Origin of the sequence: Paenibacillus sp. HB172176 (genome assembly GCF_011947265.1) — a bacterium.
Classification (GTDB): Bacteria; Bacillota; Bacilli; order Paenibacillales; family Paenibacillaceae; genus Pristimantibacillus.
Genome location: NZ_JAATHD010000009.1, coordinates 181,204 through 200,269, shown reverse-complemented (window position 1 = coordinate 200,269; position 19,066 = coordinate 181,204). Strand labels below are relative to the sequence as shown.

Below are 19,066 nucleotides of genomic sequence, written 5' to 3'. Positions count from 1 at the left end.
GAGTGAAATAGAATTGAGGAAGGGAAGTGGCGATATTGCCAAACATTGATACGAAAAAGAGCAAGAAGAAGCCGTCCATTCCAGAGATCAAGAAGGCATTGAAGGAGTATGAGAAGGACGAGCTAATTTCGATGCTGATGGATTGTTACAAGATGAGCAAAGAAGTGAAAAACTACGTGCATGTGCTGCTGCAGCCGGAGGAAGCGCTGGAATAGTTGTTTGAGCAAGCTAAGAAGAAGATAGAGAACGAGTTCTTCCCCGACAGAGGTTTTGGCAAGATGCGTCTTGCTGAAGCGAAGAAGGCCATCTCGGAATTTGGCAAGTTAAGCGACGATGAAACGAGAATGATTGATCTGATGATCTTCTACGTCGAGCAGGGCGTAGACTTCACGAATACGTATGGTGATATTTCCGAAAACTTCTACAGCAGCATGGAGTCCATGTATGAGAATGCGCTCAAGAAGATAGGAGATAATCCGAGGTTGTATCAGATGTTCAATCCTAGGCTGGTTAGCCTTATTAATAGGACAGGCGGTATTGGCTGGGGGTTTCAAGATACGCTCAGAGAGTATTATAGCTATTGGAATCCTAATGGGGATGAGGAGGAAGAGGATTAGTTGGAGGTTGGTTTGAGTGAAGATTAATCGAGGGGCTTTGGCAAAAAACTTAATATCGATTTGATTTAATAACAAGCAATAAGTGAAGCTGATTTATTGAGAACGAACTACGTGTTGGTAAAGTGATAAGGTGTTATCTAGTGAGTTAATGTGATAAGATATTTTCAAATATCTTACTGGCTATTCTTGTAAGAAAAAATAATTTGATGTATCAATAATAATCGACTAGGGGTGGCAATATGGTGGATGTAGGGGAATATACAACAAAGGTAATTAGGAATACCTTTGGTGATGTTGAAATGTTAACTTTTTCAATGAAGGTAAAAGATATAGTTCATATTTATTATGTAGCCGCTAGGGGAAGGGATGATGAAGAAGGTGCCGTTCAAAGAATCTTGAATAAACAGCGTATAAAATCAATTAAGAAATTTATTCTTGATGGAAATATGTTTGTAAGTTCTTTTATTCTAAACTGGACAGATGAAAACAGTCAGCCCACTTATACAGATGAGGAAATTAGTATTCCGATCATACCAAGTGCTGCTCAGGTAATAGATGGTCAACATAGGTTAGCGGGCTTACAAGAGGCGTTAAAGGATAGAGAAGAAATTGGTGAGAAAGATATATTAGTTACTCTAAGCATTAAATTAACAACAAAACAAGCAGCTGCAATCTTTTTGAATATAAATAGTGAGCAGAAACCTGTCCCAAGAAGTTTGATTTATGACTTGTATGGAGTAGTAGAAGATAACAATGATCATGCAATTAATAGGGCAAACGACATTGCTTCAGATTTAAATGATAATACGGATTCGCCGTACTATAATTGTGTGAAATTTCCTGGTTCTCCTCGAGGGGTTGGAATGATTGACTTGTCTACAGTAGTCTCAAGCCTAAAAAAACACTTGGATTTTAACGGTACATTTCCGAATTATAAATTAAGAGATTTAAATATACAAAAGCAGGTCATCATGAATTACTTTACAGCAATTAATTATTACTATGAGAAAGAGGGAATGTGGTCAAGTAGAACGAAAAATCCATTTTTACAGAATGCGGGTTTCTTTGGTGCAATTGAATTTTTAACTACATCACTGATACCAAAGTGCTCGAATAAAAAATCATTCTCTATTGGTACAATGAAGTCCTTTCTTCAACTAGACCAAAACGATCTTCTTACTCAGAAAGACATTAAAGGATTAGATGGAAAGACCGCTAGGAATAAAGTAATTGACTTTCTTGAAACTTCAATTAGAAACTCTATACCGGAGCAAGATGAATATGAACTTTGAAAGGTTTGAAGGACAAAAAACAGGTGAGTCAATATTTGGCGCAAGTAATGTGATGGATTGGAAGAAAGTTAAAGCAAAGGATATAAAGGGAAAAGTACTGAATCAAGTAGAAGCTAGAAAACTGAAAGAAGCGTTGCTGGTAGATTCTAAGGGGTTTTATTATAAAGGGGTGATAAGTCTAGGTGAAGCAATATTCTCTATAAGTAGACGGCAATATTCATGGGCAACAGTAAAACTATATTATTCACTTTTTTATATGCTTCGAGCATCTCTTGCTTGTAATGGTTATGGATTTTTGAGGAACTTTAGAGACTTATATTACTACAATGCAAAAGAGAATGAAAAGTTCTTAATACCAGAGGATAAAACGGATCATAAGGGAACAATAAAGCTATTTATAAAAATATATGCATTTGATGATAAACTACAAACAAATAATATCAATGGAGAAAACCCGTATTTATGGTTAATGGAAAAAAGAGAGATGATAAACTATAAATCTAATACATTCGTAGAACCTGGAATACCAGATTTTTGGAATGAAATTAATGAAAGTATAAAAGATGATAATTTAAATAGATGGCTTAATAGATATATATACGATAAAAGTTTTATTTATTGTTTCTTGGAAGAGCACGCTTGTTTAGCATTACCACTTAAAAGATTATTGTTAACACAAAAAGATATGATAGCTGCTTGCCAATCAACAATTCTTAGTACTGACCAACAAGAGTACATAAAGAAAATACTGCCATCAAGAAGAAAAAAAAAGGATTTGGATTTTCTAAAGTTACTGATTGTTTGAAATAGCACTTGGGTAGAGAGGATAAAACCAGAAATAAGAAGGTACCATCTCGTAAAAGAATGTTCCAGTATTGGATTGGTGGTGTTTGTTGGGGACATAATTATCATATAAGTTAATAATTAAAGGAGTGTTTATCTTGTCTTTAAAAAACTTTGGAATTCTACATTTATCAGACCTACACATAAGTGCATCCGAAGATCCCAGTTCTGTTAGATTAAGAGATTCTCTTATTGAAGATATAAGAAAAATGAAAATCGACAAAAATATTAATATAGATGCAATTGCCATGACTGGAGATGTGGTTGATAAAGGCGGAAATGATAAATCGTATGATCTTGCTACACAATTCTTTAATGATTTAATTGATCAATGTGGAGTAAAACGGGAGAATATCATTTTCGTCCCCGGCAATCATGATGTACCTAGAAGGGACACTATAAAATTTATATTAGAAAATGCAACAGAAGATTCTTTTCATGATGAATCAAAAATAATTGAATACTGGGAAGCAATTTATCCAAGATTCAAAAAATTCAATAATTTCGTTGAATCGCTTACAGGAAGAACTGATTTTTTAGATGAAAACCTAGGTAGTGGTGCATGTTTAGTTAATACATCTAACGGGGTAATAAAATTTCTACTTATTAACTCATCATGGGGTACATTAGGAAGCTCAGATTATGGTAAATTAATGGTTAGTAGATGGCAGTTAGAACGATTAAAGGAAAATCAAATTGCTCAAAAAGATGCAGATATAACTTTTGCATTAATGCACCATCCATTGGATTGGTTCACGAAATCGGAACAAAAAATATTAGTAAAGTACTTGACAGACAAGAGAAGTTTACTGTCTGATGTAATATTACATGGGCATATTCATGAAGGTAAAATTGAATTTTTAAGTAACCCAGACAGTAGCATTATTAGTTTGGTATCAGGATTGGGGTATCCTGAAAAAAGCAATAATGGCCTTGAAAGATTGAAAAATGGTAGCTGTAGGTATTCAATTTATAATTTTGATGTACAGAATTGTAAAATGAGCACTTGGCTTAGAATATCAAGAGATAATGGTGATTTTGTAGCTGATACTCAACTTTATAAGAATGCTGGTGAATCGGGCTACTTTGAACAATTTTATAAGATGCCACAGACGTGGGGGGAAGTTTCAACTAGTTCCGGTAGTCCGACTAAATTTAATATATCTATTGCTGAAGTGGACTCAGTGAAACGAGTACCTGAGTGGGTAGGCAGGGGGTATGAATTATCATTATTGGATTCAAAAAGAACTTCGGTACTTGCAATTACTGGTACGGGCGGTCAAGGTAAATCAGCCCTAGCGTCAGAATTCTTAAGAAGATACTCTAGAGGAGAAAATTCAAAGTATGAAGCGGGAATTTGGATCGATTGCAGGGAACTACCGGACTCTTTGCATTTTAAGATAATACAAACATTAGATAGCCTTTCAGGAGGAGTAGAGAGTACGGCTCTATATCGAGATGAAAAGTTAGAGGATACGGTCAAAAGATTTTCTAAATATTTAATTGAATATAAGTTATTGCTTGTTTTTGATAATATCGATGCATATGTAAAAGTAGACACAGAAGGGCCAACTTCAGAACTGGAGCCCTTTTTGAATAGTGTACTTAATATAGAGCATGATAGTCTAATCATTTTTACATGCCGCCCATCTTTTATTCATGATAGTGCTGATTTTTATAATCTTAAATTGAGTGGATTATCAGTGGCTGATGGAATTGAATTTTTTAAGAAGAGAGGTGTCCGTTTTGAAAGAGGTAATGATGAAAATTCTTGTAAAAAAATTATAGAAATGACAAATGGCCATCCCTATTGGTTGGGGTTAATTGCCGGACAAATAAACTCTGGAAGAGATACATTAAAAAAACTAGTTGAGAAATTTTCAAGACGGGAAGTACCAGAGAGAAGACGAATTCAGGAGTACTTTAAGAATATATGGGATCAGTTGAATAAGGAAAGGCAAAAGTTGCTGAGATACTTAGTAGAGGCTCATAGACCCTTAACTGATGATGAAATATCTATATTGGATAGAGGACCGCATAAAGTTAAACAGGAGTTAAGAAGGCTTGAAAGATTAGGACTGGTAGAGCCACACGAAAGTGTTAATGAGAGTATAACTTCTTATCAAGTTCATCCTTTAATAAGAGAGTTTATTCATGAAACATTTACACCGCAGGCTCAAGAGCAATTTGTTCAAAGAGTACTGTACATTTTTTTACCACGCGGCATAGTGGATATCTTATTTACACAGAATTCAGAATTAGATGAGTTTGATTCTGTTAATCCTGTTTCACTATTAGAATCTCTTGAAACTTGTTTGAATTCAAGAAACACGGTTAAGGCTTTAGCTTTAATTGAGCAATACAGAGTTATACTACAAAATGGAGGATTTCATCATCAATATCAATCGATTGCATGCAGAATACTAGATACAATAGATTGGGAGGAGTCCAGCATTCTCCACCGCAGTAAGAGTGTTATATTTATTAAGAATATTATGCAGCAACTAGTATATATGGGTGAAATAAATCGATATTCATATTATTTAAAAAAGTATGAATCATTAATAGAGTCGAACACGTTTGCATATTTAAATTATTTAACCTTAGAAGCAGATATTGCTTGGAGGATTGGAGAACATGCCAAGTCAATTCAACTCTGTTATAAATGCGAAATTCTTTCTGAAAAGCTTGATTTATCTTTTGGTATAAGGGATGTTAAGTTTACCAAGGCATTGGCTTTAAGAGAATCAGGAGATGTTAATGAAGCATTAGAGTTATTTAACGAATTACGATTGACAGACGATGAGAGTGAAGAAGCAACTTACCTTGGTAATTGCGCAAGGTGTTATCTTAAGCTAAAAGATTATGAGAAAGCAAAAGAATATTTAATAAACTCACTGCAACTATTATTAAAAGACGATACATATGTTTCCTGTACCAACGTTGGTTATGCTTATGTATGGTTGGCTGAGTTAATGTTCGACAAGCAGGAATATAAAGATTCTAAGTTGTTTTTACTGCTTGGTGAGAAAATATGGGAAGAGTATGCACCAGGCTTAATGCCAAATATTATTGAGATTAAAGACAAATACCTGACTAATGAAAAATGGAGTATTGCTTTAGTAAGCCACGAAGAAGCTAAAATAAGAGAGAATCAACTTCTCTTGGGTCGATTTTGAAGTTTTTAATAAAGAACTCAAGTGTGTTCCAAATTATGTACTGTTTTCGCTGTTAATGTGATAAGCCGAACCGTATCATAAGTGAGGTGAAAAATATGATTGTGAAAAGAGTCCCAGCACATATAGGAACATTCGCTTCTATTTTTCCGTAATTACTATAATGAATCATTTTATTGACGCGAGGAAAAGAGGGCGCTCCGATCGCGAAATGGGATAACATGCTGTCCATCCTGTGGGTGTTGAAATCAGGAAGGAAGCTCACCGCAGCGCAGATCGCTGACAGTTTGGAGATGAGCGCCCGAACCGTTTATCGGTATATCGACGCATTAGCGCTAGCGGAGTGCCAGTCAATATCCGAACCCCTCACGCCTGCAGATAGGTTTGCATCTCCTCCAGCATGTCCGACTCGTCCTCCACAAGCAACAACTTCGCTTCCATTCCTATCACATCTTTTCAAGTTAGTCTGCTTCTTCCGTGATCTTGCAGATTCTTGGAGAAGTTCACACAAAAAAAGAGGAAAATCTGCATAAGATCTCGACATTTGTCGATTATACTTGCTTGGATACAGATAGAGTCTTTAAGGAATAGGAGCGGGTCGCTTTCTCGTAGAAGAAGAGGGAGAGTCTGGCCAGATTGGAGATTACATTGGAACAGAATATATTGATTACAGGAAGTACAGGATTAATTGGTCAGCATATCTTGTACGAACAACTACCCAAATACATAAGAGGGCATAAGCAGGGGAAAATCTACTTGCTTATTCGCAGGCAAGAAGGCAGAGATGGAGAGGCATTTATCCGCGGTTTGTTGCAAAATGCATGGACTCCTGATTTTTTGCAACAGGGATCTGTCAACCAAGCCATGGATTATATACAGATCATAGAGGGCGATATTCGAGACCGTGACTTGGCAAAGAAGCTAAAGAAGCATATTCCAGACCGTGTTGGACTCCAAGTGTTTCATAGTGCCGGAAGTGTAAATTTGCATGTGGGTCAAGCAGCAGAACAAGACGTGTTTCACCATAATTTTCTAGGCACACAGTCGCTTCTGCATGCACTGCAAAGCTATGACTGCAGGTTTATGTTTATCAGTACGGCGTTCTCATCGGGAATTCGAACAGGATTAATCGATGATCATTTTCTTCACTCTTCCTCCGATGTATATCGAAATCCGTATGAACAATCGAAAGCGGCTATTGAAACGATGATTCAGGAGTATGGCGCCAAGAAGCAGATGACGATTCAAATTGCGAGGCCGAGTGTTGTCGTTGGCCGATTGCTAACCGCCCCTCTCTATTATACTTCTAAATTTGATGTGATTTACGGGTGGGGACGTTTCTTCTGGATGATGAAAGAGAAAGATACGGGAGACGGGATAAGAATTCATATCAACCCGAACTCGGGGATGAATATTGTTCCGGTTGATTATGTAGCAAAAGCTTGCTTGAGATTGAGTCACACAAACCGGAGTCAATTAAACATTGTCCAGACCAAATCCATAGATCATGCGGAGTATTTATCCCGAATATTGGATGCGGTTGGATTTGCAAATTATGCATTTGTCGATAAGAAGCCTATTCACCTGAAAGGTCTTGAGAAAATCTACTATAGGTCAGCCGGAAGTATCTTTAGCCCTTATCTTACCGGACCCTGTTACGAATATGATACGTCGGCCCTGAATCAAATCATGGCGGATATTCCTTCAATTGATATTCCGGCTTCTATAGAAGCATTAATTCAATTTGCGGTTGAGCATCGTTTCGATGAACAACAGATTCATGCCGCATGGAGTAGAGCACAAGCTGCTTGCCATGGAACGTAGTCGCAGCTTTTCTCAAACTTCATGCTCCATAGGCAAGTAAACGGCAAATGTCGTGCCTTGACCAGGCTCGCTGGCGACTCGGATGAACCCGCCGTGTGCTTTGACAAACTCATTAGCGATCGATAATCCAAGCCCCGAGCCGCTTGTATGCCGCGAGCGGGATTTCTCCACGCGATAGAAACGATCGAATAAGTGTGCCAGCTCTTCGGCCGGAATACCGATGCCGGTGTCGATCACAGAGATACGTGCATAGACGGTATTCCCATCTACGATCTTGTCTTCCATGACGACTGAAATCTTCCCGCCTGCCGGCGTGTAGCGGATTGCATTCGTCAACAAATTAATGAACACCTGCGTCATCCGTCTGGCATCGACCATCACGGTCACCCGCCTTACAATCGTAGAGAGACGAATGTCCAACCCGTTTTCTTCCGCTTCGTATTTCACGTCCTCCACGATTCGTTCCAGATGTGCCGTCAGATCGAGCGGTTTGCGCTCGAGCGATAATCGGCCCGCTTCTGCAAGCGACAAGAGATGGAGATCATCTACAAGCAGGCTTAATCGGATCACTTCATCGTGAATCCGAAGCATTTCCGGCGGCACATGATGACCGGCCTGCTGATAATTTTCCAGCTTAAGCTGCATAATGGATAGCGGCGTGCGGAACTCGTGAGCGAAATCGGCCATTAATCTTCTGCGGGCATCCTCCGCTTCCCGCAGGCGAAGCGTCATATCGTTGAATGTCTGGAGGACTCTTCCATATTCGTCTTTGGATTGAACAGGAACGCTCACCTCCAAATCCCCTTGCGTCACGCGTTCGATAGCGGCTATAAGCTTTCGAAGCGGACGCGTCAGTACCCCCGAAATCCATAAACTGAAGAATAGGCAGACCGCTAAGAAAATGCCCCATTTCTCAAACCAATACAGCTTCATTTTGCTCAAAACGTACATTTTCAAGCTCTCGATTTGTTCCTCGGGCGGGGAATTCAAAAAAGCTGCGCTGATTTCTTCCTTACGAAATTGATCGAACAGAAAAGCCAAGTAAACCTGATTATATAAGGCATAGGCAGCGCCGATCATTAAAACGAGCAGTCCCATGTAGATAAATATTTTTTGGCGTACGGTGGGCATCATGATTGTTCACCGAATCGGTAACCGAAGCCGTAGACTGTTTGTACATAACGAGGACTCGCCGGATCGTCTCCCAGCTTGCGGCGAAGATTCCGGATATGGGAATCCATCGTTCTTTCGTAGCCCGTATATTCGTCCTGGAGTGCGGTTTTTAATAATTGCAGGCGGCTGAATACCATTCCGGGATGCGCGGCCAACGTGTACAAAATTTTGAATTCTGTAGGTGTCAGTTGAATCTCCTGGCCGTCCTTGAATACTTGACATTTGGCCTCGGAAATCGTCAGGTTGTCTCGTTTCAAGAACATCAACCTGTCTTCAGGTCCGCGCAAGCGGCGAAGTAAAGCCCGGATGCGCGTAGCGAGCTCGCGCAAGCTGAACGGTTTCGTCAAATAATCGTCCGCGCCGATTTCCAGACCGACGATTTTATCCGCTTCATCCGATCGGGCCGTAACCATAATAATACCGCAATTCGAGAATTGTCTGAGCTCGCGACATACGTCGATGCCGCTTTTTTCCGGGAGCATCCAATCCAGCACGACAAGCTCAGGCCGATCAGACCTGGCAATGGCGAGCGCCTCCTTGCCGGTACAGGCGGTCAGTACCCGAAACCCTTCCCGTTGCAGATAGGTTTGCATCTCCTCCAGCATGAACGGTTCGTCCTCCACTAGCAACAATTTCGCTTCCATTCCAATCACATCTTTTCAAGTTTGTCTGTTCTCAGATTATACCTTGATTTCACAGGCGCTTGAAGAAGTCCACGCAAAAAAAGTGCAAGATCTGCATAAGATCTCGACAATTATTGTTTAAAATGCAGTTTCAGGAGAGAAATAGCCGCGAATTTTTAAAAATGATATGGGGATGTGTTTGTTTTGCTCAAAAGGTTCAATAAAGCTTTAAGTATTGTGCTTACAATAACGTTAATGGTTACGACTGTTGCTAATGCGGCGGAATCTGAGGGCGATTCCGTATCCGAAATCGATTTGACGCAAAATTTGGCATCATCCGGGGACAATCCCGGAGAGGCGCCGACGGCATCCGAGTTCAATGCAATGCCGCAGCTCGGTCAAGTCACTTCCGGCGGTTCGTTCGAATATAGCATTCCCATTGATATTCCGCTCGGCACGGACGGCATGCAGCCGGAGCTTACGCTGTCGTATGATTCCATGATTCGCGACGGTTTATTGGGACATGGATGGACACTGTCGGGGTTTGACACCATCACCCGGGATCCGTCCTATCCGATCAACTTCGACGGGAACGACCACTATCTCTATAACGGACAACGATTGATCCGAACGTCTGACGGCACGTTTCGGACGCAGCGCGATCTTTACTGGATTTTCGAACGGAAGAATCCGAACTCCAGCACATCCTACTGGAAAGTGTCCATGCCGGACGGGACGAAGATATACTATGGTTATAGCTCTACCTACCATAATGGTACAGCGGACGATGGACACATAGATGCCGCCGGAAAAGACGGCAAAGCGCTGTTATGGTCGAAAAGCCTGGTCGAAAACGCCCGTGGAAACGGCTATGTGATCAAGTATGTCGAAAATGGCGCTCCTGATTATGACTATTATCCATCCGAGATTGTCTATACGGTAGGCAATGATTTGAGCGCGTATAAAACGATTACGTTTCAAACCGAGTCAAGAGATGACATGTACAGCAAATATCAACCGACAGAGATCAAAATGTCCAGACGAATCACGGGCATTACGGTGAAGGTGAACGACTTGCAAGTGAGATCTTATCACCTGACGTATTCTTACGGCGGACAACGTGCGATTAGCTTGCTGAGCTCCGTGCAACAATTCGGCTCGGATGATCAGACGGCGCTTCCACCCTATACCTTTACCTATGATACGGGGACGGTATCGGCAACGGAGGTGACGCCCGGTAAAGCGAAGTATGGCGATCCGTATCAGCATGCCTTGGGAACGGAAATGAATCAGATTAGTTATAATTCCTATCATGCTCAATTTACGTATGGTGATCACATTATCTCCGGAGATTTTAACGGGGATGGCAGAATGGATTTCATCCGTCAATATTGGGGATATGAAGTCTGGAAGAATGTTCCTTTTCCCGATTTTCAAATCTATTTCGCGACGGATCAAACCGCGGTAGACGGAACGTACCGCATTGTGTCGCCGAGCGGGGATGCTTATCAGAAATCACTCCAGGCGTATGAGGGTGCAAATATCATCACCGGGGATTTTAACGGGGACGGCAAGACGGATTTTATCCGCCAGGAGAAAGGCAAATGGGCGGCTAATGATGATAGGGCTACCTTTCAGGTGTATTTCGCGACGGATCAAACGACGGAGGATGGCACATTTGACATTGTGACGCCGTCGGGTAGTGCTTATCAGCATGCTCTGAAATATGATGACGGCGCCTATATTATTCCCGGGGATTTTAACGGGGACGGCAAGACGGATTTTATCCGCCAGGAGCATGGCAGCTGGGGCAAGGATGATAGTAATTCCTTTCATGTGTTTTTTGCGACGAATCAAACCGCGAAGGACGGCACGTTTCACATTGTGAAGCCGTCAGGGGATGCTTATCAGAAATATTTGAGCGGTAATGGCGCAAACATCATTCTCGGTGATTTCAACTGCGATGGGAAGATGGATTTCATCCGCCAGGAATATGGCGGCTGGGATAATGATGATAAGGGTACCTTTCAGATGTATTTCGCGACGAATCAAACCGAGGTGGATGGCACGTTTCACCTTGTGACGCCGACGGGGAGCGCTTACCAACATGATTTAAGATCTGATGATGGCGCCACCATCATCCCCGGAGATTTCAACGGGGACGGCAAGATGGATTTTATCCGTCAGGAACATGGCGGCTGGTCTAAGAATAATAACGGCAACGGTACCTTTAAAATTTATTTCGCAACGAATCTAACAGGGTTCGACGGTACGTTTCACATTGTGCAGCCCGCGGGGGATGAATATCAGCTTGATCTAAAAGGTGAAGTTGCCCAAATCACCCCTGGAGATTTTAACGGAGACGGGTTGACGGACTTTATCCGTCAAGCGAAGGGCACTGCGGATAATGACAACGCTGCTGATTTTTATATTTACACCTCCAATGGAGACGGGACTTTTGCGGTTAAAAGCTTTTTTCCTGACAAGGATTATATGGGTTTCGACGGACTAGATGATAAAAGCGGCTCTTATTTGTTCATTACCGATGTGAACGGGGACGGGAAAGCAGATATTTTGCGGCAAGAGAAAGGGGTAGAGGCGACGCCTGGGCTACAGGGGACGTCTGGTTATGCACATAATTTTGGTCTGATCACAACGACCTATACCTCGCCGAAATTGAAGAAAGTGACGAATCAAATGGGAGGATCCGCATCGATTGCGTACACACCGGTGACGGATGTGAATGGAGCTATTGTCCCGGGGAAAATCGGGGATTCGGTCGCGAATAGTATGGGTCATGAAGTGGTGGCGAAAGTCGATTACGATGACGGGTACGGGGAGCAATATAGCTATCGATATCAATATGACAATGGCAGAATCATTCCAGGCCTTCCAAAGGATGCCGTGAATCTGGGATTCGAGTCGGTCACTGTGATAGGTCCGAACGGCAACATGTCCATCACGCATTATATACAAACCCAACTGGTCCAAATGGTGGACCCGAGCAACTACTCCATCAAATTTATCTCGAATGATAAGAAACACGGTTTGGTATCCGGGATCGACAACTACGTGGTTAACAAGGATACGGGAGAATGGATTAAAGTGAAAACGGTGCGAAACTTTTGGGGTATTATGAGTTCAGAGGGCATTGATCAGATTTATTTAACAAAGAAAAAAACAACGACGATCAGTGCAAATGGCGGTCAGGAAAGCAATGATGAGGCTTACCGCTATGACCAGTACGGAAATGTGACGCAAGTAACGGAATCCGACGGTACCTCAGTGGCGATCGCCTATCTGTATAACACGGCGGACTACATGGTGTCGTTCCCGCATACCATGACACAATCCGGATATACACCCGATGGGTCTTGGCAAGTGTTAGACAAAAGCAAGTTCCTCTATGACGGGCAGGCGGACGGCGTCCCGCCTGTTCATGGCAACATCACCGAGAGGCAGAAGTGGAACGGCAGCAGCTATCTGACCACGCAGACGGATACGTATGACGCCTACGGCAATGCGTTGACATCGACCGATGCGAACGGGCATACGACGACAGCGGCATATGATCATGTTTTCTATGCATTGCGGGTCTCCTTTGCGAATGACTCCAATCAAACGGAGCGTACAATCTACGATGACTTGGGGAGACCGGTAATGAAGACGGACCCCAACGGTCAACAGACGAAAATCACCTATGACGCATTGTCTCGAGTTCTAACCCAAACCATACCGCCATCAGACAATCTGTATGAGACGGTAACCTACTTATCGAACGCGAATGGAACCATAATCGATTATGGCGACGACGATCGCACGAGACAAGTGGAATACAAGGACGGATTTGGCCGCGTCATCCAAACGAAGACGCAGACGGGAACGAACCACTATCAAACGATCGATACGTATTACAGCGTCGATGCGGCGACACATACCCTATCGATGAAAACTTCCGTACCGTATACGACGAATACGAGCGATTTGACGACAAGAGACACATCCCGGGGGATGACGGTGGAAGAGGCGTATGCCGACAACCGCGGCGGGATTATGAAATTAACGCAACCGGATGGCAAAACGGCAACGGTGATCCAAGACGGATCTCAAGTGAAGACGATGAATTACGGCTCGGATTATATCAACAAGATCGTTTATTATGACGGTTACGGCAACGTCGTCAAAGTCGAAAACTATGACCGTGCATCTGCGGTTGCAAACGGTACGCCGTACAGTTGGAAACAATATGCCTACTACAGTGGAACGAATCAATTAGGGACCATCACCGATCAGGATGGCAATGTCACCGAGGCGCAGTATGACCTGCTCGGCAGACAAACGAGCTTCCGCGATCCGGATCGGGGCAGCTGGACGTACACCTATGATAATGCCGGCAACTTGATCCGTGCGACGGATGCGAAGGGACAGACGGTTCAGATGTCCTATGATGCCGCCGGTCGAGTCAAGCACATTGAGGATCCGGGCGGTACCGGCACCGTGACTTATACATATGATGAGACCGCGTCGGGATCATATAATATCGGTCATCTGACCACCGTGACATACGGCTCGGGCAAGGATCAATTCCAATACGACGCAAGCGGTCGGTTAACCCAATTTCAGCGGACGATTGACGGGAAAACACGTTCCTTGCACTATACGTATGACGTGACGGGAGCCACGCAAAGCATCACTTACCCCGATGGAGAAGTCGTGACACAGGACGACCATTATGGAAATTTGTATTCGATCACTGGAACGGACATGTATATCAACTCAACTCAGTACACGGACTACGGAGCGGTTTCTCAACTGAATTATGGAAACGGCACGTCGGTGAATCTGAACTACAATGACACCCCATCCGAAGGGTATTCTTATCAGTTGAACAGCCTGTCGGTTAGCGGCGGCAACGTGGATCTGGATTATCATTACGGCTTTGACAGTAAGAATCATCTGACCTCGATTGACGACAGGTCTAGTGACAATCAGGATAAGACGTTGATTTACGACCCGATGGACCGCTTGATTCAAGCGAGTTATCCGGATGGCACGAAGGATCTATACAGCTACAACGCCATGGATAACATGACGCAGAAGAACGGAGAAACGCTGAGTTATCAAGGAACGCAATCCCATGCGCTGACGAATGACGGGGAGTATGTCTACACGTACGATGTGAATGGAAACATGACTTCTCGCATCCCGATCAATCAAACGATTGCAATGAACGTGTATGGTGCACAGACGATTTTCTCGGCGGTGTATGATGCACAGACCCATTCATCGGTATCATCGGCAGTGTATGGAGCGCTGGGAGAATATTTCAATAATACGACGTTGACGGGAGCTCCTGATTTGAAGCGAACAGATGCGGCGATCCAGTTTGATTGGAGCAGCGGATCCCCGAATTCTTCGATTCAAACTGACAGCTTCTCCGTTCGCTGGACTGGGGAGGTTATGCCGCAATATAGCGAGCAATATACCTTTCATACGACGACGGATGATGGTGTACGCCTATGGGTGAACGGCCAGTTGTTCATTGACGATTGGAACGATCAGGGGATCGAGAACCATTCAGCAACGATTACCTTAACAGCGGGGCAGCCCTATGCCATTCAGATGGAATACGTTGAGCATGAGGGAGACGCCAGTGCCAAGCTGGAGTGGGAAAGCGCCAGTCAGGACAAAGAAATCGTTCCCTTGTATCACGCTCAGGGCAGCGGCGGTATTGGAATAAGAACCTTCTCTTACGATTACGGCAATCAATTAACGCAAGTCAATGAAAATGGCGTGGTAATCTTCAGCGCAGCGTATGATTACACCGGACAGCGCGTGAAGAAAACGGAAGGAAGCAAAACGACGTACTATTTCTTCCCGCAGTATGAAGAAGTGTATGACGGCTCGACACTTGAGGAAACGGATAAATATTATTATGACGGAAGATACACCCCGTTTGCGTGGAGACAAAATGGCACGCTGTACTACTTGTATACGGATCATCTCGGTTCTGTCGTACGCGTGGCGGACCGTTCGGGCCATGTGGTTGGGAAGAGCGGCTACGGCCCCTACGGGAAAACGATACTGGAAGAGGGAACGCTGCCGGAGCTGAGATACACCGGTCAAATCTATGATTCGTCCACGGGATTGTATTATTATAACGCACGCTATTACGATCCGAACCTGGCGGCATTTATTACAGCGGATTCGGTGATTCCCGGCGGTGACACGAATGGATATGCATACGCCGCACGGTCGCCGGGGATGTACAACGATCCGTCCGGACATTTTATTGGCATCATCATGGCCGTCTCTGCGATATTGATCGCATCCGGGGTCGGCATGTATGTGGCCGGAACCGTAACGGATAATAAAGGGCTGCAAATAGCAGGTTTGATTACGGCAGGAGCGGGTCTGGCTATCATGGGTTTAGCGCTGCCTGTTGCATTGCCGCAAATCGGTTTGGCAGCAGATTCCTTGTTCAGTTCGGTGGCAGCCAATATGGCTGTTACGGCCGGGGCAGGAATGGTGTCAAACGGGATCTCCGGAGCAACTGGAGATGATTCAGCACTAGAGTGGAAAAGAGTGCTTATTGATATTGGCTTTGACTGTCTTGAAGGATTAGTAACTGGAATTATTTTCAGTGGACCGGTTTTGGATTCCTTCCTTCCGATTGGTATGCGTGACAGTTGGATAGGCAGAAATCTAATTTTTAACACGAAGTACAAAGAAACGGATATGTGGATAGTGAGAGCAGCAGATTCGGATGTTCTAATCCCGGGTTTCTTGGCGATTGAATATCCGGTAAAGGAAACAGCTAAAGTAGGAATTAAAGGAGCCGGAGGTTTGAGAGTGCTCCCTGATCTTGTATTTGGCGCTGCCGTGAAGTCACCGATTTCAGGAGCCAAATATGAGGCAGGAAGAGCTGCAGGAGTACGGGATGGACATCAGGGTTTTGCTTATGGCGCTAAACTTGCCGTTCAACCGGTCAATGTATTTCTTCGGGCCGGAGGAGCCAAAATGGCTGGGCTCGGTGGATTCTATGCTTCTGCATCCGTCAATGGAATGACTTCCAAGTTAAATGGAGCAATGAATACCGGATTAAACAAATTAGTGGACACGACTACGAAATCCTGGGCGCTTCCGAAAAGGGAAAATTGGCAAATTTATAATTTTTAATAAAGAGAAAGTCAGAAGGACTTGGAGTAACCCCGAGGTATTCCAATGATAAGCTGATTGTGAAATGTGTTATAATAATGAGGAAATCAACAGGATGATCGGACAGTAGCATGAAAGTTCAATGGAGAAAGTCAGCAATCTATGAGTGAGAGCCTGTAATTAACTGCAGGTTCTTTTTTTCGATCAAGAGATGATAGGTTGAAGCTTATCGTAAGTAGGGCGAAATTATTTGGGAATTTTTTTGAAAAAGAGGGATTTTATACTCACGTTTAAGTGAACCTTTTTCAAGCTTCGGACCAATATAGATTGATGAACAAATAACAGAAGCTTAGAAGGGGGTACTATCAATGAGGAAGCTCATCATGATTATTGGCATCTCATTATGTCTTGTTTCCTGCAGCGGCAAGATTGAATCGATGAATACTCCACTGGATTTTGTAGAAACCGTACAAAGTACAGATTTAAGTTCGGAGACAGGAGAGCTTGAATCTCTCAACGCCTCTGAGCAGACGATTATTGAACAACGAGGGGAACCGCTGCAGAGAGGGAGGACGGATAGAGAAGAAGTCGTCTTAGAATATTTGGATTTTCAATACATATTAGCCGACGACAGGGTTGTTTCTTATTCTGTAAAGCCTGGTCAAATGACAGCCAAACAGGTAAAAATTGGGGACGACGAGGAGCGTGTTATCGATGCGTATGGAAATGATTTCTATACGCGCGAGCAGGATGCGCTGAGTATCAAGGGATATGTTGATAAAGGGAATCAGAAAGTGATTGAATTCTTGCTGGAACAGAATATTGTGAAGATGATCTTTGTAAGCGAATTATCGCTATTCAAATAATGAAAATAATTATAGTCTCACTTCTAGTCGTAATGTATCTAATAACCCATTGTTCGATCCTTGAGGCCAATGCATCTAATCAAACAATTGATGAGAAAAAGATCGATATAATGGTTGAGCAAGGAATGAGAGATTGCAATATACCGGGACTCTCCCTGGGTATTGTCAAGGGAGACAAATTGGTGTATCTCAAAGGGTATGGAACAGCGGATAACAGCGGAAGGTTGGTTACTCCCCAAACCCCTTTTATACTAGGATCTGTTAGTAAATCCTTTACGGCGTTAGCCATTATGCAGTTAGTAGAGCAAGGTAAAATCGAACTAGATACGGATGTGCAGCATTATTTACCTTGGTTACGACTGGATGATCCTGGAGGGGTTAGACAAGTTACCGTTCGTGACCTCTTAAACCAAACTAGCGGGATATCCACTTATGAGGGAAGGGAAATTCTAAATGCGGGCAATCAATCATTAGAGAAGGTTGTGCGTGAGCAGAGTAATTTAATGCTTGCTAAGCCAGTAGGGACCACTTTTCAATATTCAAATACAAATTACATCATTCTAGGCGAAATTGTTCAACGTGTCTCTGGGTTTAGCTATGAGCAATATATAGAAGAACATATATTTATCCCTTTAGATATGAAGAATAGCTTTTCCGTAAGATTGGAAGCATTACGAAATGGACTGGCTAGCGGTTATCAATCCGTATTCGGCAGGATGACATCGACAAATCCAAGGTTTCAACAGGCTAATGTACCTGCTGGTTATTTAATTTCTTCAGCAGAGGACATGACGCATTATTTAGTCGCTCAGATCAGCGGAGGGAAATACCAGAATACTTCTTTACTTTCTTTAGAGGGAATGAGGGAAATGCATCAACGTTCCGCCGTTTTCCCTTACGGTATGGGTTGGTTTACAGATCCTCAAATGATTTCGCATGGAGGAGACACCGAAAATTTCCATTCAGATGTCATTATTCTCATTGAAAGCGGTTGGGGCCTTGTTGTGCTTATGAATACGAATGATGCATTAAAGACAAAATTGTATGGCAACGTTTATCAGCAGCTTTCCTATAATCTAATAAATTTGGTTTCAGACGGAGAGTTGTTTTATTGGGGCACTCTGGCACCGACCAAGTTTGGAGACATTGATCTATACATAAATATCCTTATTATAGTTGTTGTCTTATGGATTTTGTGGTCGATATACAGCCCAACAAACAGAAAGCCGAGATTTAAAGGGACATCGGTTGGCTTTATTCTAATCACTCTAGCAAACATCTTTATCTATTTCGTAATACCTCTTGTAGTCTTATTACAAGTTCCGAGAAGACTGATGGCGCCTTGGAGGACAATTCTGAACTATGTACCTGGCGCTGGACATGCATTATTATTCCTTCCAATCACATTACTGTTAATCGGTCTAATCAAGATGCTCTTAAGGGTTCGACAGATACGAGGTTTTATTCATCGGGGGTGGACAGAGTAGAAGACAA

At 42.9% G+C, this 19,066-nt stretch carries 12 protein-coding genes; 10 read left to right on the top strand and 2 right to left on the bottom strand.

Annotation, left to right across the window (positions count from 1 at the left end):
* Positions 1-35 precede the first annotated feature (35 nt).
* The 7 genes from HFP08_RS14355 to HFP08_RS14325 all read left to right on the top strand — a co-directional run bounded on the left by HFP08_RS14355 (position 36) and on the right by HFP08_RS14325 (position 7,752).
* The gene (locus tag HFP08_RS14355) at positions 36-215 is read left to right on the top strand and encodes a hypothetical protein (protein WP_168121271.1); all 180 of its coding nucleotides are present in this window, start codon (positions 36-38) and stop codon (positions 213-215) included.
* Positions 216-617: a DUF6155 family protein gene (locus tag HFP08_RS14350; RefSeq protein ID WP_168121270.1), complete on the top strand. Its 402-nt coding sequence runs from the start codon at positions 216-218 to the stop codon at positions 615-617.
* A 239-nt stretch (positions 618-856) separates the two neighbouring features.
* Positions 857-1,909: a DGQHR domain-containing protein gene (locus HFP08_RS14345; RefSeq protein ID WP_168121269.1), complete on the top strand. Its 1,053-nt coding sequence runs from the start codon at positions 857-859 to the stop codon at positions 1,907-1,909.
* On the top strand, positions 1,899-2,714 hold the full coding sequence (locus HFP08_RS14340; protein WP_168121268.1) for a hypothetical protein: 816 nt from the start codon (positions 1,899-1,901) through the stop codon (positions 2,712-2,714). Before HFP08_RS14345 ends, HFP08_RS14340 begins: the two co-directional genes overlap by 11 nt.
* 136 nt (positions 2,715-2,850) lie before the next feature.
* Positions 2,851-5,931, top strand: a complete 3,081-nt coding sequence (locus HFP08_RS14335) for a metallophosphoesterase (RefSeq protein ID WP_168121267.1) — start codon at positions 2,851-2,853, stop codon at positions 5,929-5,931.
* A 218-nt stretch (positions 5,932-6,149) separates the two neighbouring features.
* The gene (locus tag HFP08_RS29295) at positions 6,150-6,461 is read left to right on the top strand and encodes an HTH domain-containing protein (RefSeq protein WP_240941394.1); all 312 of its coding nucleotides are present in this window, start codon (positions 6,150-6,152) and stop codon (positions 6,459-6,461) included.
* Between the two features lie 103 nt (positions 6,462-6,564).
* Positions 6,565-7,752, top strand: coding sequence for an SDR family oxidoreductase (locus HFP08_RS14325; protein ID WP_168121266.1), 1,188 nt, complete (start codon positions 6,565-6,567; stop codon positions 7,750-7,752).
* Positions 7,753-7,764: 12 nt separating this feature from the next.
* Here the strand turns inward: HFP08_RS14325 and HFP08_RS14320 are convergent, their stop codons facing one another.
* Together HFP08_RS14320 and HFP08_RS14315 are read right to left on the bottom strand one after the other, a co-directional pair.
* Positions 7,765-8,886: a sensor histidine kinase gene (locus HFP08_RS14320; RefSeq protein WP_168121265.1), complete on the bottom strand. Its 1,122-nt coding sequence runs from the start codon at positions 8,884-8,886 to the stop codon at positions 7,765-7,767.
* Positions 8,883-9,569: a response regulator transcription factor gene (locus tag HFP08_RS14315; RefSeq protein WP_168121264.1), complete on the bottom strand. Its 687-nt coding sequence runs from the start codon at positions 9,567-9,569 to the stop codon at positions 8,883-8,885. Before HFP08_RS14315 ends, HFP08_RS14320 begins: the two co-directional genes overlap by 4 nt.
* A 183-nt stretch (positions 9,570-9,752) precedes the next feature.
* On the opposite strand from HFP08_RS14315, the gene HFP08_RS14310 reads away from it, so the two are divergent.
* The 3 genes from HFP08_RS14310 (at position 9,753) to HFP08_RS14300 (ending at position 19,059) form a co-directional block, all read left to right on the top strand.
* The gene (locus HFP08_RS14310; protein WP_168121263.1) at positions 9,753-16,727 is read left to right on the top strand and encodes a PA14 domain-containing protein; all 6,975 of its coding nucleotides are present in this window, start codon (positions 9,753-9,755) and stop codon (positions 16,725-16,727) included.
* 347 nt (positions 16,728-17,074) lie between these two features.
* Positions 17,075-17,572, top strand: coding sequence for a hypothetical protein (locus HFP08_RS14305; RefSeq protein ID WP_168121262.1), 498 nt, complete (start codon positions 17,075-17,077; stop codon positions 17,570-17,572).
* A gap of 110 nt (positions 17,573-17,682) precedes the next feature.
* Entirely contained in the window at positions 17,683-19,059 is a 1,377-nt protein-coding gene (locus tag HFP08_RS14300) for a serine hydrolase domain-containing protein (protein WP_168121261.1), read from the top strand.
* Positions 19,060-19,066 lie beyond the last annotated feature (7 nt).

Excerpts from the sequence above, each read along its gene's own strand:
- HFP08_RS14345 (WP_168121269.1), top strand. The coding sequence starts at position 857 with ATGGTGGATGTAGGGGAATATACAACAAAGGTAATTAGGAATACCTTT.
- HFP08_RS14340 (WP_168121268.1), top strand. The coding sequence starts at position 1,899 with ATGAACTTTGAAAGGTTTGAAGGACAAAAAACAGGTGAGTCAATATTT.
- HFP08_RS29295 (WP_240941394.1), top strand. The coding sequence starts at position 6,150 with ATGCTGTCCATCCTGTGGGTGTTGAAATCAGGAAGGAAGCTCACCGCA.
- HFP08_RS14320 (WP_168121265.1), bottom strand. The coding sequence starts at position 8,886 with ATGATGCCCACCGTACGCCAAAAAATATTTATCTACATGGGACTGCTC.
- HFP08_RS14315 (WP_168121264.1), bottom strand. The coding sequence starts at position 9,569 with ATGGAAGCGAAATTGTTGCTAGTGGAGGACGAACCGTTCATGCTGGAG.
- HFP08_RS14305 (WP_168121262.1), top strand. The coding sequence starts at position 17,075 with ATGAGGAAGCTCATCATGATTATTGGCATCTCATTATGTCTTGTTTCC.
- HFP08_RS14300 (WP_168121261.1), top strand. The coding sequence starts at position 17,683 with ATGGTTGAGCAAGGAATGAGAGATTGCAATATACCGGGACTCTCCCTG.